Annotated in this window: 18 protein-coding genes; 13 read left to right on the top strand and 5 right to left on the bottom strand. The window is 65.1% G+C overall.

The genetic code is table 11. From position 1 onward, the window contains the following. Positions 1–91 precede the first annotated feature (91 nt). Positions 92–1099 carry a polyprenyl synthetase family protein gene (locus tag JQ632_RS06605; RefSeq protein ID WP_212401473.1) on the bottom strand — a complete coding sequence of 336 codons (1008 nt, stop codon included), beginning with the start codon at positions 1097–1099 and terminating at the stop codon, positions 92–94. A 129-nt stretch (positions 1100–1228) separates the two neighbouring features. On the opposite strand from JQ632_RS06605, the gene JQ632_RS06600 reads away from it, so the two are divergent. The 6 genes from JQ632_RS06600 to glyS all read left to right on the top strand — a co-directional run bounded on the left by JQ632_RS06600 (position 1229) and on the right by glyS (position 6903). Then, a complete protein-coding gene (locus tag JQ632_RS06600; RefSeq protein ID WP_212401472.1) occupies positions 1229–1456 on the top strand; it encodes a DUF2007 domain-containing protein in 228 nt (75 codons plus the stop codon). Beyond that, the gene (locus JQ632_RS06595; protein ID WP_212401471.1) at positions 1449–2252 is read left to right on the top strand and encodes a tRNA1(Val) (adenine(37)-N6)-methyltransferase; all 804 of its coding nucleotides are present in this window, start codon (positions 1449–1451) and stop codon (positions 2250–2252) included. The genes JQ632_RS06600 and JQ632_RS06595 overlap by 8 nt, the downstream gene beginning before the upstream one ends. 216 nt (positions 2253–2468) lie before the next feature. Further along, the gene (locus JQ632_RS06590) at positions 2469–3377 is read left to right on the top strand and encodes a S49 family peptidase (protein ID WP_212401470.1); all 909 of its coding nucleotides are present in this window, start codon (positions 2469–2471) and stop codon (positions 3375–3377) included. Between the two features lie 106 nt (positions 3378–3483). Then, a complete protein-coding gene (locus tag JQ632_RS06585) occupies positions 3484–3675 on the top strand; it encodes a hypothetical protein (RefSeq protein ID WP_212401469.1) in 192 nt (63 codons plus the stop codon). 199 nt (positions 3676–3874) lie between these two features. Then, positions 3875–4807, top strand: coding sequence for a glycine--tRNA ligase subunit alpha (locus JQ632_RS06580; RefSeq protein ID WP_212401468.1), 933 nt, complete (start codon positions 3875–3877; stop codon positions 4805–4807). Beyond that, complete coding sequence (glyS, locus tag JQ632_RS06575; protein ID WP_212401467.1) at positions 4807–6903, top strand: glycine--tRNA ligase subunit beta; 2097 nt, start codon at positions 4807–4809, stop codon at positions 6901–6903. Before JQ632_RS06580 ends, glyS begins: the two co-directional genes overlap by 1 nt. Before the next feature lie 211 nt (positions 6904–7114). Here glyS and JQ632_RS06570 read toward each other — a convergent pair whose 3' ends face one another. Then, entirely contained in the window at positions 7115–7465 is a 351-nt protein-coding gene (locus tag JQ632_RS06570) for a DUF1236 domain-containing protein (RefSeq protein ID WP_212401466.1), read from the bottom strand. A gap of 236 nt (positions 7466–7701) precedes the next feature. On the opposite strand from JQ632_RS06570, the gene JQ632_RS06565 reads away from it, so the two are divergent. The 3 genes from JQ632_RS06565 to JQ632_RS06555 all read left to right on the top strand — a co-directional run bounded on the left by JQ632_RS06565 (position 7702) and on the right by JQ632_RS06555 (position 12766). Next, positions 7702–7857 (top strand): DUF3096 domain-containing protein, encoded by a 156-nt coding sequence (locus JQ632_RS06565; protein ID WP_212401465.1) that lies wholly within the window; start codon positions 7702–7704, stop codon positions 7855–7857. Positions 7858–7952: 95 nt separating this feature from the next. Next, on the top strand, positions 7953–10898 hold the full coding sequence (gene ppdK / locus JQ632_RS06560; protein WP_212401464.1) for a pyruvate, phosphate dikinase: 2946 nt from the start codon (positions 7953–7955) through the stop codon (positions 10896–10898). 443 nt (positions 10899–11341) lie between these two features. Continuing rightward, positions 11342–12766: a cell wall hydrolase gene (locus tag JQ632_RS06555; RefSeq protein WP_212401463.1), complete on the top strand. Its 1425-nt coding sequence runs from the start codon at positions 11342–11344 to the stop codon at positions 12764–12766. A gap of 192 nt (positions 12767–12958) precedes the next feature. On the opposite strand, the gene nadC is transcribed toward JQ632_RS06555, so the two are convergent. The 3 genes from nadC to nadA all read right to left on the bottom strand — a co-directional run bounded on the left by nadC (position 12959) and on the right by nadA (position 16748). Beyond that, the gene (nadC, locus tag JQ632_RS06550; protein ID WP_212401462.1) at positions 12959–13837 is read right to left on the bottom strand and encodes a carboxylating nicotinate-nucleotide diphosphorylase; all 879 of its coding nucleotides are present in this window, start codon (positions 13835–13837) and stop codon (positions 12959–12961) included. 11 nt (positions 13838–13848) lie between these two features. Next, entirely contained in the window at positions 13849–15453 is a 1605-nt protein-coding gene (locus JQ632_RS06545) for an L-aspartate oxidase (protein WP_212401461.1), read from the bottom strand. Between the two features lie 191 nt (positions 15454–15644). Further along, a complete protein-coding gene (nadA, locus tag JQ632_RS06540; RefSeq protein WP_212401460.1) occupies positions 15645–16748 on the bottom strand; it encodes a quinolinate synthase NadA in 1104 nt (367 codons plus the stop codon). Between the two features lie 320 nt (positions 16749–17068). Here nadA and JQ632_RS06535 point away from each other — a divergent pair, with 320 nt between their 5' ends. The 4 genes from JQ632_RS06535 (at position 17069) to JQ632_RS06520 (ending at position 20476) form a co-directional block, all read left to right on the top strand. Next, positions 17069–18316 carry an MFS transporter gene (locus JQ632_RS06535; protein ID WP_212401459.1) on the top strand — a complete coding sequence of 416 codons (1248 nt, stop codon included), beginning with the start codon at positions 17069–17071 and terminating at the stop codon, positions 18314–18316. Positions 18317–18358: 42 nt separating this feature from the next. Further along, on the top strand, positions 18359–19345 hold the full coding sequence (locus JQ632_RS06530) for an MDR family oxidoreductase (protein WP_212401458.1): 987 nt from the start codon (positions 18359–18361) through the stop codon (positions 19343–19345). A gap of 112 nt (positions 19346–19457) precedes the next feature. Next, positions 19458–20057: a hypothetical protein gene (locus JQ632_RS06525; RefSeq protein ID WP_212401457.1), complete on the top strand. Its 600-nt coding sequence runs from the start codon at positions 19458–19460 to the stop codon at positions 20055–20057. Positions 20058–20224: 167 nt separating this feature from the next. Beyond that, positions 20225–20476: a DUF6894 family protein gene (locus JQ632_RS06520; RefSeq protein WP_212401456.1), complete on the top strand. Its 252-nt coding sequence runs from the start codon at positions 20225–20227 to the stop codon at positions 20474–20476. Positions 20477–20600 lie beyond the last annotated feature (124 nt).

The raw sequence follows: 20600 nt of genomic DNA, 5'->3' as shown, positions 1-20600 counted from the left end.
CAGGCTTCTGACATCAAGGGGCGCTAACGCCCCTCAATGTCGATGCCGAAAAACGAATTGGCTCACAGGCTCTACGGCAGCTCGCAACGGGTTAATGCGACCTTGCCAAACAGAACGCCACCACCTGCTCCAGCGCGCTCTTCATCGGCGAGGGCGGGAACAGGGCGAGCGCGTCGACCGCCATGGCGCCGTAGTGCTGGGCGCGGCTGAGCGTGTCTTCGAGGGCGCGGTGCTTGTTCATCAGGCCGATGGCGTGATCGAGATCGGCATCGCCGATTTCGCCGCGCTCCAGCGCGCGGATCCAGAACGCGCGCTCGGCGTCGTTGCCGCGGCGGAAGGCCAGCACGACGGGGAGGGTGATCTTGCCCTCGCGGAAGTCGTCGCCGGTGTTCTTGCCCAGCTTTGCGCTCTTGCCGCCATAGTCGAGCACGTCGTCGACGAGCTGGAAGGCGATCCCGAGATTCATGCCGACGGAGCGGCAGGCGGTCTGCTCCGCCTTCGGGCGGTTGGCGATGACGGGACCGACCTCGCAGGCGGCCGCGAACAGCTCGGCCGTCTTGCCGCGGATCACGGCAAGATACTCGTCCTCGGTGGTCGCGGTGTTCTTGGCGGCGGCAAGCTGCATCACCTCGCCCTCGGCGATAGTGGCGGCCGCCGCCGAGAGGATGTCGAGCGCCCGCAGCGAGCCGACCTCGACCATCATGCGAAATGCCTGGCCGAGCAGGAAGTCACCGACCAGCACGCTCGCCTCGTTGCCCCAAAGCATCCGTGCCGACAGTTTTCCGCGGCGCATCTCGCTCTCGTCGACGACGTCGTCGTGGAGGAGTGTGGCCGTGTGCATGAATTCGACGGAGGCGGCGAGCTTGATATGGCCGTCGCCGGTGTAGCCGGCGAGGTTGGCCATAGCGAGTGTCAGCATCGGGCGCAGGCGCTTGCCGCCGGAGGAGATGAGATGGTTGGCGACCTCCGGGATCATGGTCACCTCGGAGCCGGTCCGCGACAGGATGGTGGCGTTGACGCGCTCCATGTCAGGAGCGACAAGGGCAACCAGCTCTTCGATCGACGCGCCGGGAGTTTCGAAAGGTACGATGACGGCCACGCCGGTCTCCAATATTTGCCCCAAAAGGGCTATCCTCGGTTCCTAGACAATAGAAACTGCGAGCGGATGCGGCAAGAGCAGGACCCGATTGACATTTCCCCCGTATTTGCCCTCAGGCAGGAGGCTCTTTTGCGCGAACTGGTGCGGACCAACGACATGGTGCTGGTATCGGCGGTCGGCGCGCTGCTCGATGGCGCGAACATCCACCATCTGGTGCTGGACCAGAACATGAGCATCATCGAGGGCTCGCTCGGCATCCTGCCGCGGCGGATCCTGGTGCATGAGGACGACGCCAGCGAGGCTCGCCAGCTCCTCACCGAGGCCGGCCTCAGCCATGAACTGCGCCCCGATGACTGAGCTCGCGGTCACGGAACTTGACGTCACCGAGGACGCGTTTCTCGGCGGACAGTTGCGCCTGACGCAGCCGCGCTCCGGCCACCGCGCCGGGCACGACGCGATCCTGCTGGCGGCGGCGACGTCTGCCTATGCGGGCGCGCGCGTGGTCGATTTCGGCGCGGGCGTCGGCACCGCGGGACTCGCGCTCGCGCACCGCGTCGGGGGCATCGATCTGGTCCTGGTCGAGATCGATCCGGAGCTTGCGCGCCTTGCACACGCCAATGCGGCGGCGAATTCAATCCCTGCCGAAACGCTGGTCCTCGACGTGACGGCTGAGGCGGAGATTTTCGCGGCCAATGGCCTGTCGCCTGACAGCGTCGACGTCGTCCTGACCAATCCGCCCTTCAACGATCCGGCGCGCCATCGCGCCTCGCCGGACCAGGCGCGCCAGAGCGCGCATGTCGCGGCCGAAGACACCCTGCCGGCCTGGGTGCATGCCGCCCGCCGTATCCTCAAATCCGGCGGCGCGCTGACCCTGATCTGGCGCGCGGATGGATTGACCGGCGTGTTGGCAGCGCTATCACGTGGCTTCGGCAGTCTCGTCGTACTGCCGGTTCACGGCGATGCGGGCAAGCCCGCAATCCGCGTGCTGGTGCGCGCGGTCAAAGGGGGCAAGGCGCCGCTGTGCATTCTGCAAGGTTTGGTGCTCAACGACCTGATGCTCAACGAAGAGTCAGGCGTGCCCAAAAAACAGATGCAGGACAAAGTAAGGGAAATTCTCGAGGGGAGAGCGGTGCTGCCGCTGGCGCAGCCGTGAGGTCGATCTACTGGGGAAGCGAATTCGTCTGCTGTTCCTGTGCCGTGGTGAAGCGAATCGCCGTGAAAAGCGCGCCCATCAGCATGATCAGCAGATAAATTTTCATGTCGTTCTCCGCTGCCCCATTGCAGCCGCTTGGCGACTGCTTTGCAAAACACGTTCCAGCGATGTCAATGACAGTCGCGTGATAAGAATTGGTTAAAGCGAGGTAACGGCATGGCCGAACATTCAAACGATCGCGGAGAGTCCGGCCTGATCGGTAAACTCAAAGACTATCTGCCGGCGCGCTTTCGTCCGGGCGCCGCGATCGTGCCCGTCGTGCGGTTGTCGGGCGTGATCGGCGCGGTGACGCCGCTGCGACCGGGCATGACGCTCGCGACCGTCGCGCGGGTCCTCGAGCGCGCGTTCTCGGTCCGCCACGCCAAGGCGGTGGCGCTGGTGATCAACTCGCCCGGCGGCTCGCCGGTGCAGTCGCGCCAGATCTACTTACGCATCAGGCAGCTCGCGGCCGAGAAGAAGCTGCCGGTGCTGGTGTTCGTCGAGGACGTCGCAGCCTCCGGCGGCTACATGATCGCCTGCGCCGGCGACGAGATTTTTTGCGATCCGTCCTCGATCCTCGGTTCGATCGGTGTGGTCGGCGGCAGCTTTGGCTTCCAGGAGGCGATCAGGAAGCTCGGCATCGAGCGGCGCCTCTATACCGCCGGAGAGCACAAGGCGATGCTCGATCCCTTCCTGCCCGAAAACTCGGACGACGTGGCGCGGCTGAAATCGATCCAGCGCGAGATCCACCGGATCTTCATCGCGCTGGTGAAGGAAAGCCGCCGCGCACGCCTGAAGGGCGCTGAGGATACCCTGTTCACGGGCGAATACTGGGCCGGCGAGACGGCGGTTGGCCTCGGGCTCGCAGACGGGATTGGAGACCTCCGCTCAACTCTTCGTGCCCGCTACGGGGAGAAGGTTCTCACACCCGTGATCGCCCAGCCGACCGGGCTTTTGTCGGGCCTTTTGGGCCGCAAATCACCCGGCGCGGGCCAGCTTTCGGCCCTCGAGGGGCTGTCGGCCCTGCCGGACGAGCTGATCTCGGCGCTGGAAACGCGGGCGATTTGGGCGAAATTCGGGTTCTGAGGCGAGCGGTTCCCCGCGCCATTTGGTCCCTGGACATCTGATTGCGGCGGGAAGCCCTTTGCGCGAGAATGCGCGTGGGGGCTGAGCATTGAACAAGGATCGACAGATGCCGCCGTTCGTTGCATTCGCGGGCGTTCTGGGTGGGCTTGCCGTGGTCCGGTGGGCGTACAAGACCGCCGTCCGGATCAACCAGGAGCTGGAGGAGATGCGCCTGTCGCGCGTCGCAGAGGCCGCCCACGCCGGGGAAATTCGAACGCTGAAGCGGGACCCCGTCACCGGGGCTTACCGCCCGGGTTAGCCTCCATCATCAGACCGGTCATTCCGGGGCGCGCGAAAGCGCGAACCCGGAATCTCGAGATTCCGGGTTCGGTCCTGACGGACCGCCCCGGAATGACGGTCGTTTGGGCCGCGTTTCCGGCCCCTTTGCCTTGATTCCCATCTCCGCCGTCGATACGGTCCCGCGCGATTCAAACCCCCCCCGAGAGCCTGATCTGACGATGGACTCATTGCCCGCCCATATGCGCCCGGAACGCTCGTTCCAGGGCTTTATCCTCGCGCTCCAGCACTTTTGGGCCGAGCAGGGCTGCGTCATCCTGCAGCCCTACGACATGGAGATGGGCGCGGGCACCTTCCATCCGGCCACGACCTTGCGGGCGCTGGGGCCAAAGCCCTGGAATGCGGCCTATGTGCAGCCGTCGCGCCGGCCCAAGGACGGCCGTTACGGTGAAAATCCCAACCGGATGCAGCACTACTACCAGTTCCAGGTGATCATGAAGCCGTCGCCGCCGAACCTTCAGGAGCTGTACCTGAAGTCGCTTGCCGCGATCGGCATCGATTCCGCCGTGCACGACATCCGCTTCGTCGAGGACGACTGGGAGAGCCCGACGCTGGGCGCCTGGGGGCTCGGCTGGGAGTGCTGGTGTGACGGCATGGAAGTGTCGCAGTTCACCTATTTCCAGCAGGTCGCGGGCTTCGAGTGCGCGCCCGTTGCGGGCGAGCTCACCTACGGGCTCGAACGTCTTGCGATGTATGTGCAGGGCGTCGACCGCGTCTATGACCTCAACTTCAACGGCCGCGACGGCGAGGAGAAGGTCACCTATGGCGACGTGTTCCTGCAGGCCGAGCAGGAATATTCGCGGCACAATTTTGAAGTCGCCGACACCGCGATGCTGTTCGAGCAGTTCAAGATGGCGGAAGAGGCCTGCAAAAAGTATCTCGCCGCCGGCTGGCGCGAAGGCAACCGCAAGCAGCATCTGCTGGCGCTGCCGGCCTATGACCAGTGCATCAAGGCGAGCCACGTGTTCAACCTGCTCGACGCGCGCGGCGTCATCTCGGTGACGGAGCGGCAGAGCTACATCCTGCGCGTCCGCGAGCTGGCAAAGGCCTGTGGCGAAGCCTGGGTCCACACCGAAGCGGGCGGAGCCGCCTGATGCCCGATTTGTTGCTGGAGCTGTTCTCGGAAGAAATCCCTGCGCGCATGCAGGCGAAGGCGGCGGACGATCTGCGCCGCATGGTGACCGACAAGCTCGTCGCCGAGGGCCTGGTCTATGAAGGCGCCAAGGCGTTTGCCACGCCGCGCCGTCTTGCGCTGACCGTGCACGGCATCCCCGCGCGCCAGCCGGACCTCAAGACCGAACGCCGCGGACCGAAAATGGGCGCGCCCGATGCGGCCGTGCAAGGCTTCCTGAAAGCGACAGGTTTGAAGTCGCTCGACGAAGCCAAGATCCAACGCGATCCAAAGGGCGACTTCTACATCGCGCTGATCGAAAAGCCGGGACGCGATGCGATCGACGTGCTGGCCGAAATCCTGCCCGTCATCATCCGTACTTTCCCCTGGCCGAAATCGATGCGCTGGGGCGCGCGTTCGGGCAAGCCGGGCTCGCTCAACTGGGTGCGTCCGCTGCACGCGATCACCGCGACCTTTGGGCTCGAGACCGAAGAGCCCGACGTCGTGAAGTTCTCCGTCGACGGCGTCGAGTCCGGCCAGACCACCCACGGCCATCGCTTCCTCGCACCTAGCGCGATCAACGTGCGGCGCTTCGAGGACTACGAGGCAAAGCTGCTGGACGCAAAAGTCGTGCTCGACCCCGAGCGCCGCAAGGATTCGATCCTGACCGATGCCAAGCAGCTTGCGTTCGCGCAGGGTTTTGAACTCGTCGAGGACCAGAATCTGCTCGACGAGGTCGCGGGTCTCGTCGAATGGCCGGTCGTGCTGATGGGCTCGTTCGAACAGGAGTTTTTGACGACGCCCGCGGAGGTGATCCGCGCCACCATCCGCAACAATCAAAAATGCTTTGTGGTGCGCGATCCCAAAACGGGGAAGCTCGCCAACAAGTTCATCCTGGTCGCCAACATCGAGGCGACCGATGGTGGGGCGACCATCATCGCCGGCAACGAGCGCGTGATCCGCGCGCGATTGAGCGATGCAAAGTTCTTCTACGAGACGGACCTGAAGACGAAGCTCCAGGATCGGCTGCCAAAATTCGAGCAGATCGTGTTCCACGAGAAGCTCGGCACCCAGGCCGCGCGCATCAAGCGCATCGAGCAGCTGGGGGCGGAGATTGCGCCGCTGGTCGGCGCCGACGTTGCGAAAACGAAACGTGCTGCACAGCTTGCGAAAGCGGACCTGCTCACCGAAGTCGTCGGCGAATTTCCGGAAGTGCAGGGTTTGATGGGCAAGTATTATGCGCTGGCCCAGGGCGAGGACGCTTCCGTCGCGGCCGCGTGCGAGGAGCATTACAAGCCGCAAGGGCCCGCGGACCGCGTGCCGACAGATCCGGTAAGCGTTGCGGTGGCGCTGGCGGACAAGCTCGACACGCTCGCCGGCTTCTGGGCGATCGACGAGAAGCCGACGGGATCGAAGGACCCGTATGCCCTGCGTCGCGCGGCGCTGGGTGTGATCCGCCTGATTGTCGAGAACACGCTTCGCCTGCCGGTCCTCAAGGCGGCGCAGTCCGCGCTCGCGGGACTGGCCGTCGCAGCGGACGCTACCAAGCTGCCGAGCGATCTTCTCGCCTTCTTCGCTGACCGCCTGAAAGTCCAGCTTCGCGAGCAGGGCGCGCGGCACGATCTCGTCGACGCGGTGTTTGCGCTCGGCGGCCAGGACGACCTCTTGATGATCGTTCGCCGCGTCGAGGCGCTCGGCAAATTCCTCGATAGCGACGACGGCAAGAACCTGCTCGCCGGCACCAAGCGCGCCGGCAACATCCTCTCGATCGAGGAAAAGAAGGACAAGCGCACGTTTGACGGCGCGCCCGATGCGGCGCTCTACAGCCTCGCTGAGGAGAAGGCACTGGCAAAGGCGATCGGCGAGGTGAAGGTCGAGGCGAGTGCAGCGGTCGCGAAGGAAGATTTTGCCGCCGCGATGAGCGCGATGGCAAAGCTGCGGCCGCCGGTCGATGCCTTCTTCGACAAGGTTCGTGTCAACGACGATGATGCGAAGGTGCGCGAGAACCGGTTGAAGCTGCTGAACGAGATCCGCAGTGCGACGCGTGCGGTCGCGGATTTTTCGAAGATCCAGGACTGATCAATCTGCTTCGTCATTCCGGGGCGATGCAAAGCATCGAACCCGGAATCTCGAGATTCCGGGTTCGGTCCTGCGGACCGCCCCGGAATGACAACGTTTTGGCGAGAGCGAAAAAAAGTGCCCCGCCCGGGCGGGGGGAAGACCGGGCGGGGCCTGATGTCCGTCGTTTGACTGTACGCGCCAGTCTGAATTGGCGCGGCGGACATCTAGTCTAGTCCAACACCTCGACGATGCGCCGCGAGCGCGGCTCGACCAGCAGGGTCGCGCCGTTCACGACGGTGTAGCGATAGGTCGTCGGGCCGAAGCGCTGCGGCACGTCGTAATAGGTGATGCCGGCCTCCGGCAGCACGCCGCCGACCACGATGCGATCCGGAACGGTGAATGTCGGCACGCGCTGCTCGACGACGTAGTCGCGGAAGGCCGATCTCTGGTCGACCGCGATGCCGGCGCTGCGCTCGACGACGACACCAGGCGCACGCCCCACTGTGATGTCGGCTTGCGCGTTTGCCGCGACCGGCGCGCCGATCGTGGCCGCAAGCGCTGCAAGGGCAAGAATTCGCATGGGCAACTCCTTCGCAGATGAGTTCGGGCCGCGCCTATCGCGCGACCGGTTGCCAATGCCTCCCTCCGTGCAATGTTCCGAAAAAGCCGGCGCCGCATCGGCGGCAATTTCAGGCAGTTTTTGCGATGGCCGGAACCCGCAACCTTGCTCGTGCGTCTCTACTCGCGGAACCGGCCCCGCTATGATCCGCCGCGATTCGCGGGAGTTCCTCCCGCTAAGCTCCAGAAGGATATTTCATGCACATCACCGTCGCCCATATCTCGCCGATCATGTCGCTGATCGCGGGCGTGCTCATCCTGATCATGCCCCGGCTGCTCAACCTGATCGTCGCGATCTTCCTGATCCTGAACGGCGCGATTGGGCTCGGGCTGCTGAAATGGCTCCATCTGTGACGTCGCCATCCCCCATCAGTCCGACTTGCGCGATGCCGCCCAAAATGGTGTAAGGCGCGCGATTTCCCATCCCTCTCGCAGGTTGTGTGCAAGCTATGGCCAAAGCCGCCTCGAAGCCTAAGAAAATGCCAGCGAAATCAAAGCCCTCTGCCAAGGCCAAAGCCGCGCCTCCGGCGCGCAAGGCACTGAAGAAGAGCGCCGCGAAGCCGGCTGCCAAGCCTGCCGCCAAAGTGGCCGCCAAACCGGTCAGCAAGCCTGTGCATAAGCCGGCTCCGGCCAAGGCCGCCCCAGCCAAGGCTGCTCCCGTCAAGGCTGCTCCCGTCAAGGCTGCTCCCGTCAAGGCTGCTCCGGCTGCGGCGAAGGCCGGCAAGTGGGTCTTCACCTTCGGCGACGGCAAGGCCGAGGGCAAAGCCGACATGCGCAACCTGCTTGGGGGCAAGGGCGCGAACCTGGCCGAAATGGCCAATCTCGGCCTGCCGGTGCCGCCCGGCTTCACCATCCCGACCTCGGTCTGCACGTACTTCTACGCGCACGACAAATCCTATCCGAAGGAACTGCAGTCGCAGGTCGAGAAGGCGCTCGACTATGTCGGCAAGCTCACCGGAAAGATCTTTGGCGACACCAAGAATCCGCTGCTGGTCTCGGTGCGCTCCGGCGGGCGCGCCTCGATGCCCGGCATGATGGACACCGTGCTCAATCTCGGCCTCAACGACAAGACGGTGGAAGCGCTGTCGGAATTGTCGGGCGACCGGCGCTTCGCCTATGACAGCTATCGCCGCTTCATCACCATGTATTCCGACGTGGTGCTCGGCTTCGAGCATCATCACTTCGAGGAAATCCTCGACACCTTCAAGGACGGCCAGGGTTACTCGCTCGACACCGACCTGACGGCCGACGACTGGGTCGAACTGGTCGGCAAGTACAAGGACGCGGTCGCGCGCGAAACGGGCAAGGAATTCCCGCAGGATCCGCACGATCAATTGTGGGGCGCGATCGGCGCTGTGTTTTCCTCCTGGATGAACGCGCGCGCGGTGACCTACCGCAAGCTGCACGACATTCCGGAATCCTGGGGCACCGCGGTCAACGTGCAGGCCATGGTGTTCGGCAACATGGGCGATACGTCGGCGACCGGCGTTGCGTTCACGCGCAACCCCTCGACCGGCGAGAGCAAGCTCTACGGCGAGTTCCTGATCAACGCGCAGGGCGAGGACGTGGTGGCGGGCATCCGCACGCCGCAGGACATCACCGAACATGCGCGGAAGGAGTCCGGCTCGGACAAGGCGTCGATGGAATCGGCGATGCCTGATGCCTTCAAGGAGCTGACGCGCATCTATACCCTGCTCGAGAAGCACTATCGCGACATGCAGGACATGGAGTTCACCGTCGAGCGCGGCAAGCTCTGGATGCTGCAGACGCGCGGCGGCAAGCGCACCGCCAAGGCGGCGCTGCGCATCGCGGTCGAGCTCGCCAATGAAGGCCTGATCAGCAAGAAGGAAGCGGTGACGCGGATCGATCCGGCTTCGCTGGATCAGCTCCTGCATCCGACCATCGATCCCAACGCCAAGCGCGACGTGATCGCGACCGGCCTGCCGGCATCGCCTGGTGCGGCCTCTGGCGAGATCGTGTTCTCGTCCGATGAAGCCGCCAAGCTTCAGGCCGACGGACGCAAGGTCATTCTTGTCCGCATCGAGACCAGCCCGGAAGACATCCACGGCATGCACGCCGCCGAAGGCATCTTGACCACCCGCGGCGGCATGACCTCGCACGCTGCGGTGGTCGCGCGCGGCATGGGCAAGCCCTGCGTCTCCGGCTGCGGCACCATCCGCGTCGACTACGGCCGCGGCACCATGAGCATCGGCTCGCGCACCTTCAAGACCGGCGACGTCATCACGATCGACGGCTCGCTCGGCCAGGTGCTCGCCGGCCGCATGCCGATGATCGAGCCGGAACTCTCCGGCGAGTTCGGCACGCTGATGAACTGGGCCGACCAGGCCCGCAAGATCGGTGTCCGCGTCAACGCGGATACGCCGGAGGACGCGCGCACCGCGATCAAGTTCGGTGCCGAGGGCATCGGCCTCTGCCGCACCGAGCACATGTTCTTCGAGGAGACGCGCATCCGCACGGTGCGCGAGATGATCCTGTCGGAGGACGAGCAGTCGCGGCGCGCGGCGCTGGCAAAGCTGCTGCCGATGCAGCGCGCCGATTTCGTCGAGCTGTTCGAGATCATGAAGGGTCTGCCCGTCACGATCCGTCTGCTTGATCCGCCGCTGCACGAGTTCCTGCCGCACACCCATGCCGAGATCGAGGAAGTGGCGCGCGCCATGAACACCGATCCGCGCAGGCTGGCCGATCGTGCGCGCGAGCTGTCGGAGTTCAACCCGATGCTCGGCTTCCGCGGCTGCCGCATCGCGATCGCCTATCCCGAGATCGCCGAGATGCAGGCGCGGGCGATCTTCGAGGCTGCCGTCGAGGCGCAGAAGCGCACCGGCAAGGCCGTCGGCCTCGAGGTGATGGTGCCGCTGATCGCGACCAAGATGGAGCTTGACCTGGTCAAGGCACGGATCGATGCGACGGCGCAGGCGGTGATGCGCGACACCAACACCAAGCTTGCCTATCAGGTCGGCACCATGATCGAGCTGCCGCGCGCCTGCCTGCTCGCGGGCGAGATCGCGGAGAGCGCCGAGTTCTTCTCGTTCGGCACCAACGACCTCACGCAGACGACCTACGGCATCAGCCGCGATGACGCCGCGAGCTTCCTTGGGCCCTATGTGAGCAAGGGGATCTTGCAGATCGATCCCTTCGTTGCGCTGGACCAGGATGGCGTTGGCGAACTCGTCAAGATCGGCGTCGCGCGCGGCCGCAAGACGCGGCCATCGCTCAAGATGGGCATCTGCGGCGAGCACGGCGGCGATCCGGCCTCGGTGGCCTTCTGCCACAATGTCGGCCTCGACTATGTCTCCTGCTCGCCCTACCGCGTGCCGATCGCCCGCCTCGCGGCCGCCCAAGCTGCGATCGGCAAGCAGGTCGCAAGTCAGGCGTAAACGAGAGCGCGAGATACGAGTTGGAAGAGGCTGGGCTTTGCTCCGCCTCTTTTGTTTTGCGCGCTGCTGTATCTACACCGTCATTGCGAGCGCAGCGCGTGCCACACGCTCGCTGTCATCGCCCGACTTGAAGCGCAGCGATGATGCCGAAATGTGCTTCGCTACATCGATGGAACTCTCACGATGTCCCGCAATGAGACGCGCGTGAAGGGTTCCTTCACCATTTGCGTTGACCAGTTGTTTACCGCTTCGCTCCAGCGACGATTCACCAACACTCTCGATCGTCCCGTGAAAACACCTGCGATTGCTTGCATGTGGTGTGTGCGCAACTGCGGTTAACTCCCCGGCAACCTAAATTAGATACCAACGAAAAAGGTCGAATTGCACGGATGTACTGACGTTCGATCAAAGCGAACTAGCGTAAGCGTTGCGTGAGCGTATCGATGTTTGTGTTGCGTAACCATCCGAAGGGCGCGCGGTTCGCGTCCTTCGGAATCGGTCTCTGCATCTTCGCATTGATGCCGAGGGAGACCGGCTATCAGGACATTGCCTCGCTGCTGGCGCGCCAACCCGGCATCGCCGAGCGCTGGCAGAAGCAGGTATTTTCGGCGGCGGCCTCGATCCAGCTCGCCACCTACAGTTTTTCGCGTCCAATCGGCACGTCGGTGCCCCAGAGCGCGACGTACCGTCTCGCAAGCCTCGACAATGGCGACATCAGCGGCGCGGTCCCACGCAATCCGGTCATGCAGACCCCGCTGCGCTACCAGGCTGCTGATTTTCCCAGGGTCGATCGCACGCTGAAGGGCGATCGTCTCGCCACCGTCACGCCCGAGCCTTCGGATACGTCGGCGCCATCAGCGCCCGCGGCGCAGGATCCCGCAACGTCGAACAGCTCCGTGTTCGGCGCCAAGACGGCCGAGGCTCCGGTCGGCTTCTCCTCGCCTGAGTCAGCAGCGCTCGATCCCGAATTGCAGGAGGCGCTGCGCGCGCCGCCGCTGCCGCAATACGCGCCGGCGAAGTCCGAGGATGCGCTCGCGTCCCAGCCGCGCAATGACGTGAAGCCTGCGGAGACGATTCCGCAGCGCGATCCCTTCAGCGTCAAGACGTCGAACCTGTTCTTCGGCAGTTCCTCGCTCGGAGGCTCCCTCGAGAACATCGAGAGCTGGCAGCCCGGCGCCGAGCCCCTGATCGTGATACCGGACCCCGACATGAAGGTGATGGCCTCGCTGCCGCCGCCGTCGGATGATGCCGCGAAGGCGACCGAAGGCGGCGAGAGCGTCGCGCCCAAGGGCGAGGTCAATGTGGACGACCAGCGCGTCAAATCACCGGCGGAGCGTCTCGCACTCGACGACAAGACGCGCGCGAAGTCGGAGAAGTGCCTCGCGGAAGCCGTCTACTTCGAATCCCGGGGCGAAGCCGTGCGCGGCCAGATCGCGGTCGCGCAAGTCGTGATGAACCGCGTGTTCTCCGGCAAATATCCGGACACCGTGTGCGGCGCGGTCTATCAAAACAAGCACCGCCATCTCGCCTGCCAGTTCACCTTCGCCTGCGACAACAATGCCGACGTGATCCGCGAGCCCGACATGTGGGAGCGCGCCAAGAAGATCGCGAAGGCAATGCTCGACGGCCAGATCTGGCTGCCCGAGGTCGGCAAGTCGACGCACTACCACGCCTATTGGGTGCGGCCGTCCTGGGTCGCCGAGATGAAGAAGATGTACAAGACCGGCGTGCACACCTTCTATCGACCGCGCAACTGGGGCGACGGCAGCGAGGCGCCGACCTGGGGCACGCCGGCGCAGACCGCGGCGATCTCCGCCGAGCTCGCGCAGGCAGCGAAAAGCTCGGCCGAGCTGAGCGCGACCCGGTAACTTATGGTTGCTCGAGCTCGAGTCGCAGCGGAGGTCCGCTCCCTCGCCCCGCTTGCGGGGAGAGGGCTGGGGTGAGGGGGAGCTTCCACGGGGACGGTGAGAGTTGGGCTCGCGGAGAGTCCCCCTCACCCGGAATCCGCGCTGCGCGCGAATTCCGGCCTCTCCCCGCAAGCGGGGAGAGGCGAGGCAACATCACGCCTCGATGTCGAGCGCGCAGTCGAAATTCGGCGCCGAATGGGTGAGGGCGCCGGCAGACACGTAGTCGACTCCGGTTGCCGCGATTTTTGCGATCGACTCCAGCGTTACGCCGCCGGATGCCTCCAGTGCGACGCGGCCCTCGGCAAGCCTCACCGCCTCGCGCAGCGTCGAAAAGTCCATGTTGTCGAGCAGCACGGCATCGGCGAGGCCGGTGTCGAGCACCTCGCGCAGCTGCGCCAGCGTGTCGACCTCGATCTCGATCTTGACGAGATGGCCGGCATGGGCGCGGGCGCGCTCCAGGACCGGACGAACGCCGCCGGCGACCGCGATGTGGTTGTCCTTGATCAAAATCGCGTCGTCGAGGCCGAAGCGGTGGTTGAAGCCGCCGCCGCAACGCACGGCATATTTTTCCAGCGCGCGCAGACCCGGCGTGGTCTTGCGGGTGCAGCAGATGCGCATCTTGGTGCCCTCGGTCTGACGCACATAGTCGGCCGTCAGGGTCGCGACGCCCGAGAGCCGGCCGATGAAGTTGAGCGCGGTGCGTTCGGCCGTGAGCACGGCGCGCGCCGGGCCGGAGATCGTCAACGCGCGCTCGCCGACTTTGACACGGGCGCCGTCGCGGACATGCGCTTCGACCGCCATGTCGGGCGAGAGCTTTTGCAGCGTGGCGAGCGCGAGCGGGAGACCTGAGATCACGCCGGCCTGGCGCGCCACCAGGATCGCGTGGGCCTTGGCCGTTTCCGGGATCGTTGCCAGCGACGTGATGTCGCCGGCGCGGCCGAGATCCTCGTCGAGCGCGCGGTGCACGGCCTCGTCGATCGCGAGCGGCGACAGGAAGGCGTCGGGGTGGAGCAAGGATGCGGGAGTGAGCACGGAAACCTCCATCAGGCGATCATGGCTTGCGCGGCACGCATCGGCGGCCGCTCGAAAAACTGCTCCGCCACGTCCCGCGCGGCGGCGAGTGTCGTCATGGTCCGCTGCGCGAGCGCGGCGTTTTCATTGGGGTAGTCGGCGCGGAAATGCCCGCCGCGGCTTTCGCGGCGGGCGAAGGCGCTGGCCGCGACCAGCAGGGCTGACGTCGCCATGTTGCGCAACGCGATGCTGGCAGCGTTGCGTTCGAGGGCGGCGAAGCTTTGTACGGCCTCTGCGAGCCCATCACGGTCGCGGATGACGCCGACATGCGCGCTCATTGTCGCGCGCAGGCGCTTTTCGGCCTGGGCGTCCATCGCCGCATTGCGCGGCGTCACCAATGCGTCGGGCAGGCGGGCAGGCGAGGGGATGGTGCGCCCAGCGATGTCGTCCGCGATGCGCGCGGCATAGACGACGGCTTCCAGCAGCGAGTTCGAGGCGAGCCGGTTGGCGCCATGCGCGCCGGTCGAGGACACTTCGCCGCCGGCCCACAGGCCGTCGATCGAGGAGCGGCCGCGCGTATCCACGGCGATGCCGCCCATGTGGTAATGGGCCGCCGGCGCGATCGGGATCGGCTGCGTTGCCGGATCGAGGCCGGCGGCCCTGCAACTCGCATACACCGTCGGAAATTTTTCGGCGAAGCGCGCGCCGAGCGCCTGCCGCGCATCCAGGAATGCGCCGCGGCCGGCTGCGATCTCCGCGAACACGCCGCGCGCCACGATGTCGCGCGGGGCGAGCTCGGCGAGCGGATGCCGCGCCAGCATGAAGCGCTCACCGCTCTCGTTGATCAGCGTTGCGCCTTCGCCGCGCAGCGCTTCGGTCGCAAGCGGTGCCGGATCGCGGCCGACCATGATGGCGGTCGGGTGGAACTGGACGAATTCGGGGTCGGCGATCACGGCGCCCGCGCGTGCCGCGATCGCGAGACCGGCGCCGCTGGCCTCGTTCGGATTGGTGGTGACGGCATAGAGATGGCCGATGCCGCCGGTCGCTAGTACCACCGCGCGCGAGGCAATGATGAGGGGGCGCGCAGCCGAATTGTTCGCGTCGCGCAACTGCAAGCCGGTGACCGCGCCGTCCTCGGTCAGCAGCGCCTCGGCGACAAAGCCCTCGATCAGCCGGATCGATGGCGTGCGTCGGACGGCGTCGCTCAGCGCCACGATGATCGCGGCGCCCGCCATGTCGCCGCGGACATGAACGATGCGTCGTGCCGAATGTGCGGCTTCGCGCCCCACGGCGAGCCTTCCCTGGAGGTCGCGGTCGAATGGCACGCCATAGGCGAGGAGATCGTGGATGCGGGGGCCGGCCTCGCGTGCAAGTCCGAGCGCGACGGCTTCGTCGACGAGCCCGCCGCCGGCCGCGATCGTGTCGGCGGCGTGCGCCTCCGGGCTGTCGCCCTCGGCGACGGCTGCCGCAATGCCACCCTGCGCCCACGCGGTGGATGCGCCCTGGCCAAGGGGCGCCGCTGATATCACCGTCACGGGACGCGGCGCGAGCTTCAGCGCGCAAAACAATCCGGCAAGGCCGCCGCCGACAATCACGACGTCGTCGGTGGTTCGGGTCAGGTCGTGGATGCTAGTCATGGCTTTCTCCTCCCACTTCACCGTCGTCCCCGCGAAGGCGGGGACCCATAACCCCAGGCGGAAGTTGTTGCGCGAATCCGCAACTCCGAGTCTTCGCGACCACTTCTTCCTGTGGTTATGGGTCCCGGATCAGCGCTCACTTCGTTCGCTTGTCCGGGACGACGGCGGTGTGTGTTGCTGCCTGTTTGCTCTCAATTCTTCAGATTGATCATCCGCTCGACCGACTGCCGTGCGCGGTGCGCGATCGCGGGATCGATCGTCACCTCCTCGCGAAGCGTCAGCAGGCTGTCGAGGATGTTCGACAGCGTGATGCGCTTCATGTGCGGGCAGAGATTGCAGGGCCGCAGCATCTCGACCTCGGGCAGTTCGGCGCGGACGTTGTCGGCCATCGAGCATTCCGTGATCATGACGAGCCGACGCGGCCGCTTCTCGCGCACCCATTTGATCATGTGTGCGGTCGATCCCGTGAAGTCGGCTTCCGCCAGCACGTCAGGCGGACATTCAGGATGCGCGATGATCTGCACGGATGGATCGGCCTCGCGGTAGCTGCGCAGCTCCTCGCCGGTGAATCGCTCATGCACCTCGCAGGCGCCCTTCCAGGCGATGATCTTCACCTCGGTCTTCGAGGCGACGTATCTTGCCAGATACTGGTCGGGCAAGAAGATCACGGTCGGCGCACGCAGGCTCTCGACCACTTGCACCGCATTGGACGAGGTGCAGCAGATGTCGACCTCGGCCTTCACGTCCGCCGACGTGTTGACATAGGCGACCACCGGCACACCGGGAAAGCGCTCGCGCAACAGGCGCACATCCGCGCCTGTGATGCTCGCCGCAAGCGAGCAGCCGGCGCGCGAATCCGGGATCAGAACCGTCTTGTCCGGATTGAGCAGCTTTGAGGTCTCCGCCATGAAGTGCACGCCGCACTGGACGATGATGTCGGCCTTCACCTTGGTCGCCTCGACCGCGAGCTGGAGCGAGTCGCCGCCGATGTCGGCAACGCAGTGGAAGATTTCCGGCGCCTGGTAGTTGTGCGCGAGGATCACGGCATTGCGCGCCGCCTTCAGCTCGTTGATCGCCTTGATCGTCGGCGCCATCAGCGGCCACTCGATCGGCGGGATCACGTGCTTCACGCGTGCATAGAGCGGCGCGGTGGCTCGCTCGACCTCGGGCGTCCAGTCCAGCGCGGGCTTTGGCAGCGCGGCGCCGCCGGCGTGCGGGGGACGCATGGTAGCGACCGGCCGGCGCGGCGCCTGGCGGGCGAAATCTTCGGGTCCGAATAGTCCTGCAATCGGCATGGCCGTCTCCCTGTAGATATACTCAGTTTGAGTATATTATGAGCCCGAGAATGCCGGCCCCAATGGGCCGGCCATTGTCGCAGGCGGTCGGTTCCAAGCTCAGAAAGTCATATTATTCTCAATCTGAGCAAATCTAAGATATCATCATCCGGCCATCTCGGCTAGAGCCTCACGATCAATTTGATCGGCGCGAGGGCGCGTCAAATTGCAGGCCTGCAATGCGCGATGGATTTCAGGCTTTGGATTTTCATGCAGATGCATTAACTGCTATTGGCGCGGCTGCCTATTCCGGACCCGCCAAGAGCAAGCAGGGCATTTGCATGTCGACAACCCAAGCCGGTCCGGTCTCGTGGTCGTCAGCCTGGCGCACGCCGGCCATCATCATCCTCTGCGGTTGCGCCATCGGCATGCTGGGCTTTGGCCCGCGCTCGACGCTCGGCTTCTTCGTGCAGCCGATGAGCCATGAATTCGCCTGGGGCCGCGACGTGTTCGGCCTCGCCATCGCCGTGCAGAACCTGCTGTGGGGCCTGGGCCAGCCGTTCGCCGGCGCCGTTGCCGATCGCTTCGGCCTGTTCCGCGTCATGTGCGTCGGAGCCGTGCTCTATGCCGGCGGTTTGCTCCTAATGCGCTATTCGTCGACGCCGCTCTCGCTCAACATCGGCGCGGGCGCGATGATCGGCTTTGGTCTTGCCGGCTGCTCGTTCAATCTCGTGCTGTCGGCCTTCAGCAAGCTGTTGCCGCCGGAGAAGCGCGGGCTCGCGCTCGGTGCCGGCACTGCGGCCGGCTCGTTCGGACAGTTCCTGTTTGCGCCGGTCGGCGTCGCGCTGATCGACAATTTTGGCTGGCAGCAGGCGCTCACCGTGTTCGCCGGCTTGATGCTTCTGATCATTCCGCTGTCGTTTGCGCTCTCGGTGCCGCGGGCCGCACCTTCGGCGAATGCCGGGAGCAAGGACGATCAGTCCTTCACCACCGCGCTTGCGGAAGCCTTCGGCCATCGCTCCTACGTGCTGCTGGTGCTCGGCTTCTTCACCTGCGGCTTCCAGCTCGCCTTCATCACCGTGCATCTGCCCGCCTTCCTGGTCGATCGCGGCATCTCCACGCAGACCGGCGGCTGGGTCATCGCGGCGATCGGGCTGTTCAACATGGTGGGCTCGCTGAGCGTCGGCTATCTCCAAAACTATCTGCCCAAGCGCTATATCCTCTCGACGATCTATTTTACGCGTGCGCTAGCAACGCTTGCCTTCATCTCGTTCCCGATCACGCCGTTCTCGGCGATCGCGTTCGGCGCGATCTCCGGCCTCACTTGGCTGTCGACGGTGCCGCCGACCTCGGCGCTGGTGGCGTTGATGTTCGGCACGCGCTGGCTCGCCACGCTCTACGGCTTTGCCTTCGTCAGCCATCAGGTCGGCGGCTTCCTCGGTGTCTGGCTCGGCGGCATCGTGTTCGAGCGTTTTGGTTCCTACACCCCGATCTGGTGGCTCTCGATCCTGTTCGGCGTGCTGTCGGCGCTGATCAACCTGCCGATCGTGGAAAAGCCCGTCCAGCGAGCGGTTGCGCAGCCTGCCTGATCGGCTAAACATCCCCCGAAACAAATTTGGGGAGTGTTTGCCGTGGCAACGTTCAAGGCGATCCGGATCGAGAAGGCCGACAAGGGCACCACCGCGCAGCTCGCGCAGTTCGACGAAGCCGAGCTGATGGATGGCGACGTCACCGTGCGCGTGGAGTGGTCGACGCTGAACTACAAGGATGGCCTTGCGCTCACCGGCAAGGCGCCGGTGGTGCGGCGCTTCCCGATGATCGCGGGCATCGACTTCGCCGGCACCGTCGAGCAATCCTCCCATCCGCAGTGGAAGGCCGGCGACAAGGTCGTCTGCACCGGCTGGGGCATGGGCGAGACGCATCTCGGCGCCTATGCCGAAAAGGCGCGGGTGAAGGGCGACTGGCTGGTCGCCCTGCCGCAGGGCCTTTCGGGGCGCGACGCCATGGCGATCGGCACCGCCGGCTTCACTGCGATGCTCTCGGTGCTGGCGCTGGAGAAGCACGGGCTGTCGCCGAAGAGTGGCCCCGTCGTCGTCACGGGTGCTGCCGGCGGCGTTGGCTCCGTCGCCACCGCCGTGCTGTCAAAGCTCGGCTATCACGTCATCGCCTCGACCGGCCGCGCGTCGGAAGCGGGTTACCTGAAGGACATCGGCGCGACTGAGGTGATCGACCGCAACGAGCTGTCGGGCGCCGCCAAGCCGCTCGCCAAGGAACGCTGGGCGGGCGGCGTTGACAGCGTCGGCTCCACGACGCTCGCGAATCTGCTGTCGATGACCAAGTATGGCGGCGCGATCGCGGCCTGCGGCCTTGCGGCCGGCATGGATCTGCCGACATCGGTCGCACCGTTCATTTTGCGCGGAGTGTGCCTTCTCGGCATCGATTCGGTGATGTGCCCGATTGAGCCGCGAAAAGCCGCCTGGCAGCGCCTGGCGACCGACCTGGATCGCTCAAAACTATCTGAAATCACACAGGAAATTTCACTCGATCAGGTTGCCGAATTCGGCCCGAAAATCCTCGCCGGACAGGTCCGTGGCCGGATCGTGGTAAAGATTCTCTAACGGCGTTCAGACTTTACCAACGAACCTGCTCCAATGTTGCCACGGTTAGTATGGTAAGCAGCGGGTAAAGGAATGACGCTTTACCCGCTACTGGGGTGGTTCGGAGTTGAGCATGCTTGCGCGTTTTGTGTTGGGGGCCGTGACGGCGGCAGCGGCGGTTGTGCCGGCCATTGCAGGAAGCATGAACGCCGATGAAGCGCGTCGCTTCGTTGCCGGCAAGGTGTTCGCCTTCACCTGTTTCGACGGTACCCGCGGCGCAGGCCGCATCCTCGACGATCTCGGCGCCGCAGGCTCGGTCCAATTCTCCGGCGCCGGTCCCGTGCGCCACATTCGCCTGCCCGGCAATACGCTCCAGATCCGCGGCCAGAACGTCTGCGCGTCAATCAAGGGCATTCCGTTCGAGCCCTGCTTCAACCTCGACAAGCGCGACGATCGCACCTTCCGCGGTTCGGTCTCCGGCATGGGCTTCGCCTATTGCGACTTCCACCATCAGGGCGGCAATCAGATGCTGATGGCGCGCGCGGTGGCGCGTCCCCGCTCGCTGCACGCGCCGGCGCAGACGGGTTCGATCGACGCGTCGCGCACCGAGGTAGCAACGCGCGTGGAAACGCCGCGCGTCGAGAGCGGCCGCATCGAGCCGGTAAAGTCGGAGGCCAAATCCGATGCGCCGAAGCACGAAGCCCCGCTGGAATTGCGCCGCTCCACCGATTGAGCCTTCTGCGCGCAGGCTCCGCGCGCTCTGTCATCGAAATCATCCGGCAACCGTGAAGCCGCCGCGCCGTAATCATACGGGCGGTGGTTTTCATCGCTTGGTAGCGACTTGCGCCCCAGTCTTTTGGCAAAAGGCCGGGAAACGCGGCCCAAGAACAGGGTTCAAAAATGTCGCTCTATTTCTTTCGGATCAGCACCGGACGTTACTCCGGCGCGTCCGATCAGCCCTACGAGTTCGAGGATCGCGCCGCGGCCTGGACCGAGATGACCCGGCTCTGCGCCAGCCTGATCGGCAGCATCGCGCGCAGCCTGAAGCCGAATGCCGAGTGGCACATGGACCTGCTCGACGAGGACAAGAAGCTGATCTTCCGCATCAGTCTCGTCGGCGAGGCCATGGCAAGCGGCGGCTGCGCCGGCTAAATCCGGAGCCCATACCGCGACGTGTGGTTAACACGTTAAGCTCGCAATACGCGCTGTTTTTTCAAGGATTTAGCCTCGAATCCCGGTAGTTCTCCGGACCCGGCGTTAACCAAATCGGAATTCG

This window comes from Bradyrhizobium liaoningense (genome assembly GCF_018130955.1).
GTDB lineage: Bacteria > Pseudomonadota > Alphaproteobacteria > Rhizobiales > Xanthobacteraceae > Bradyrhizobium > Bradyrhizobium liaoningense_C.
The sequence above is the reverse complement of the archived record's forward strand: the minus strand, read 5'-3'. Positions and strand labels throughout refer to the sequence as shown.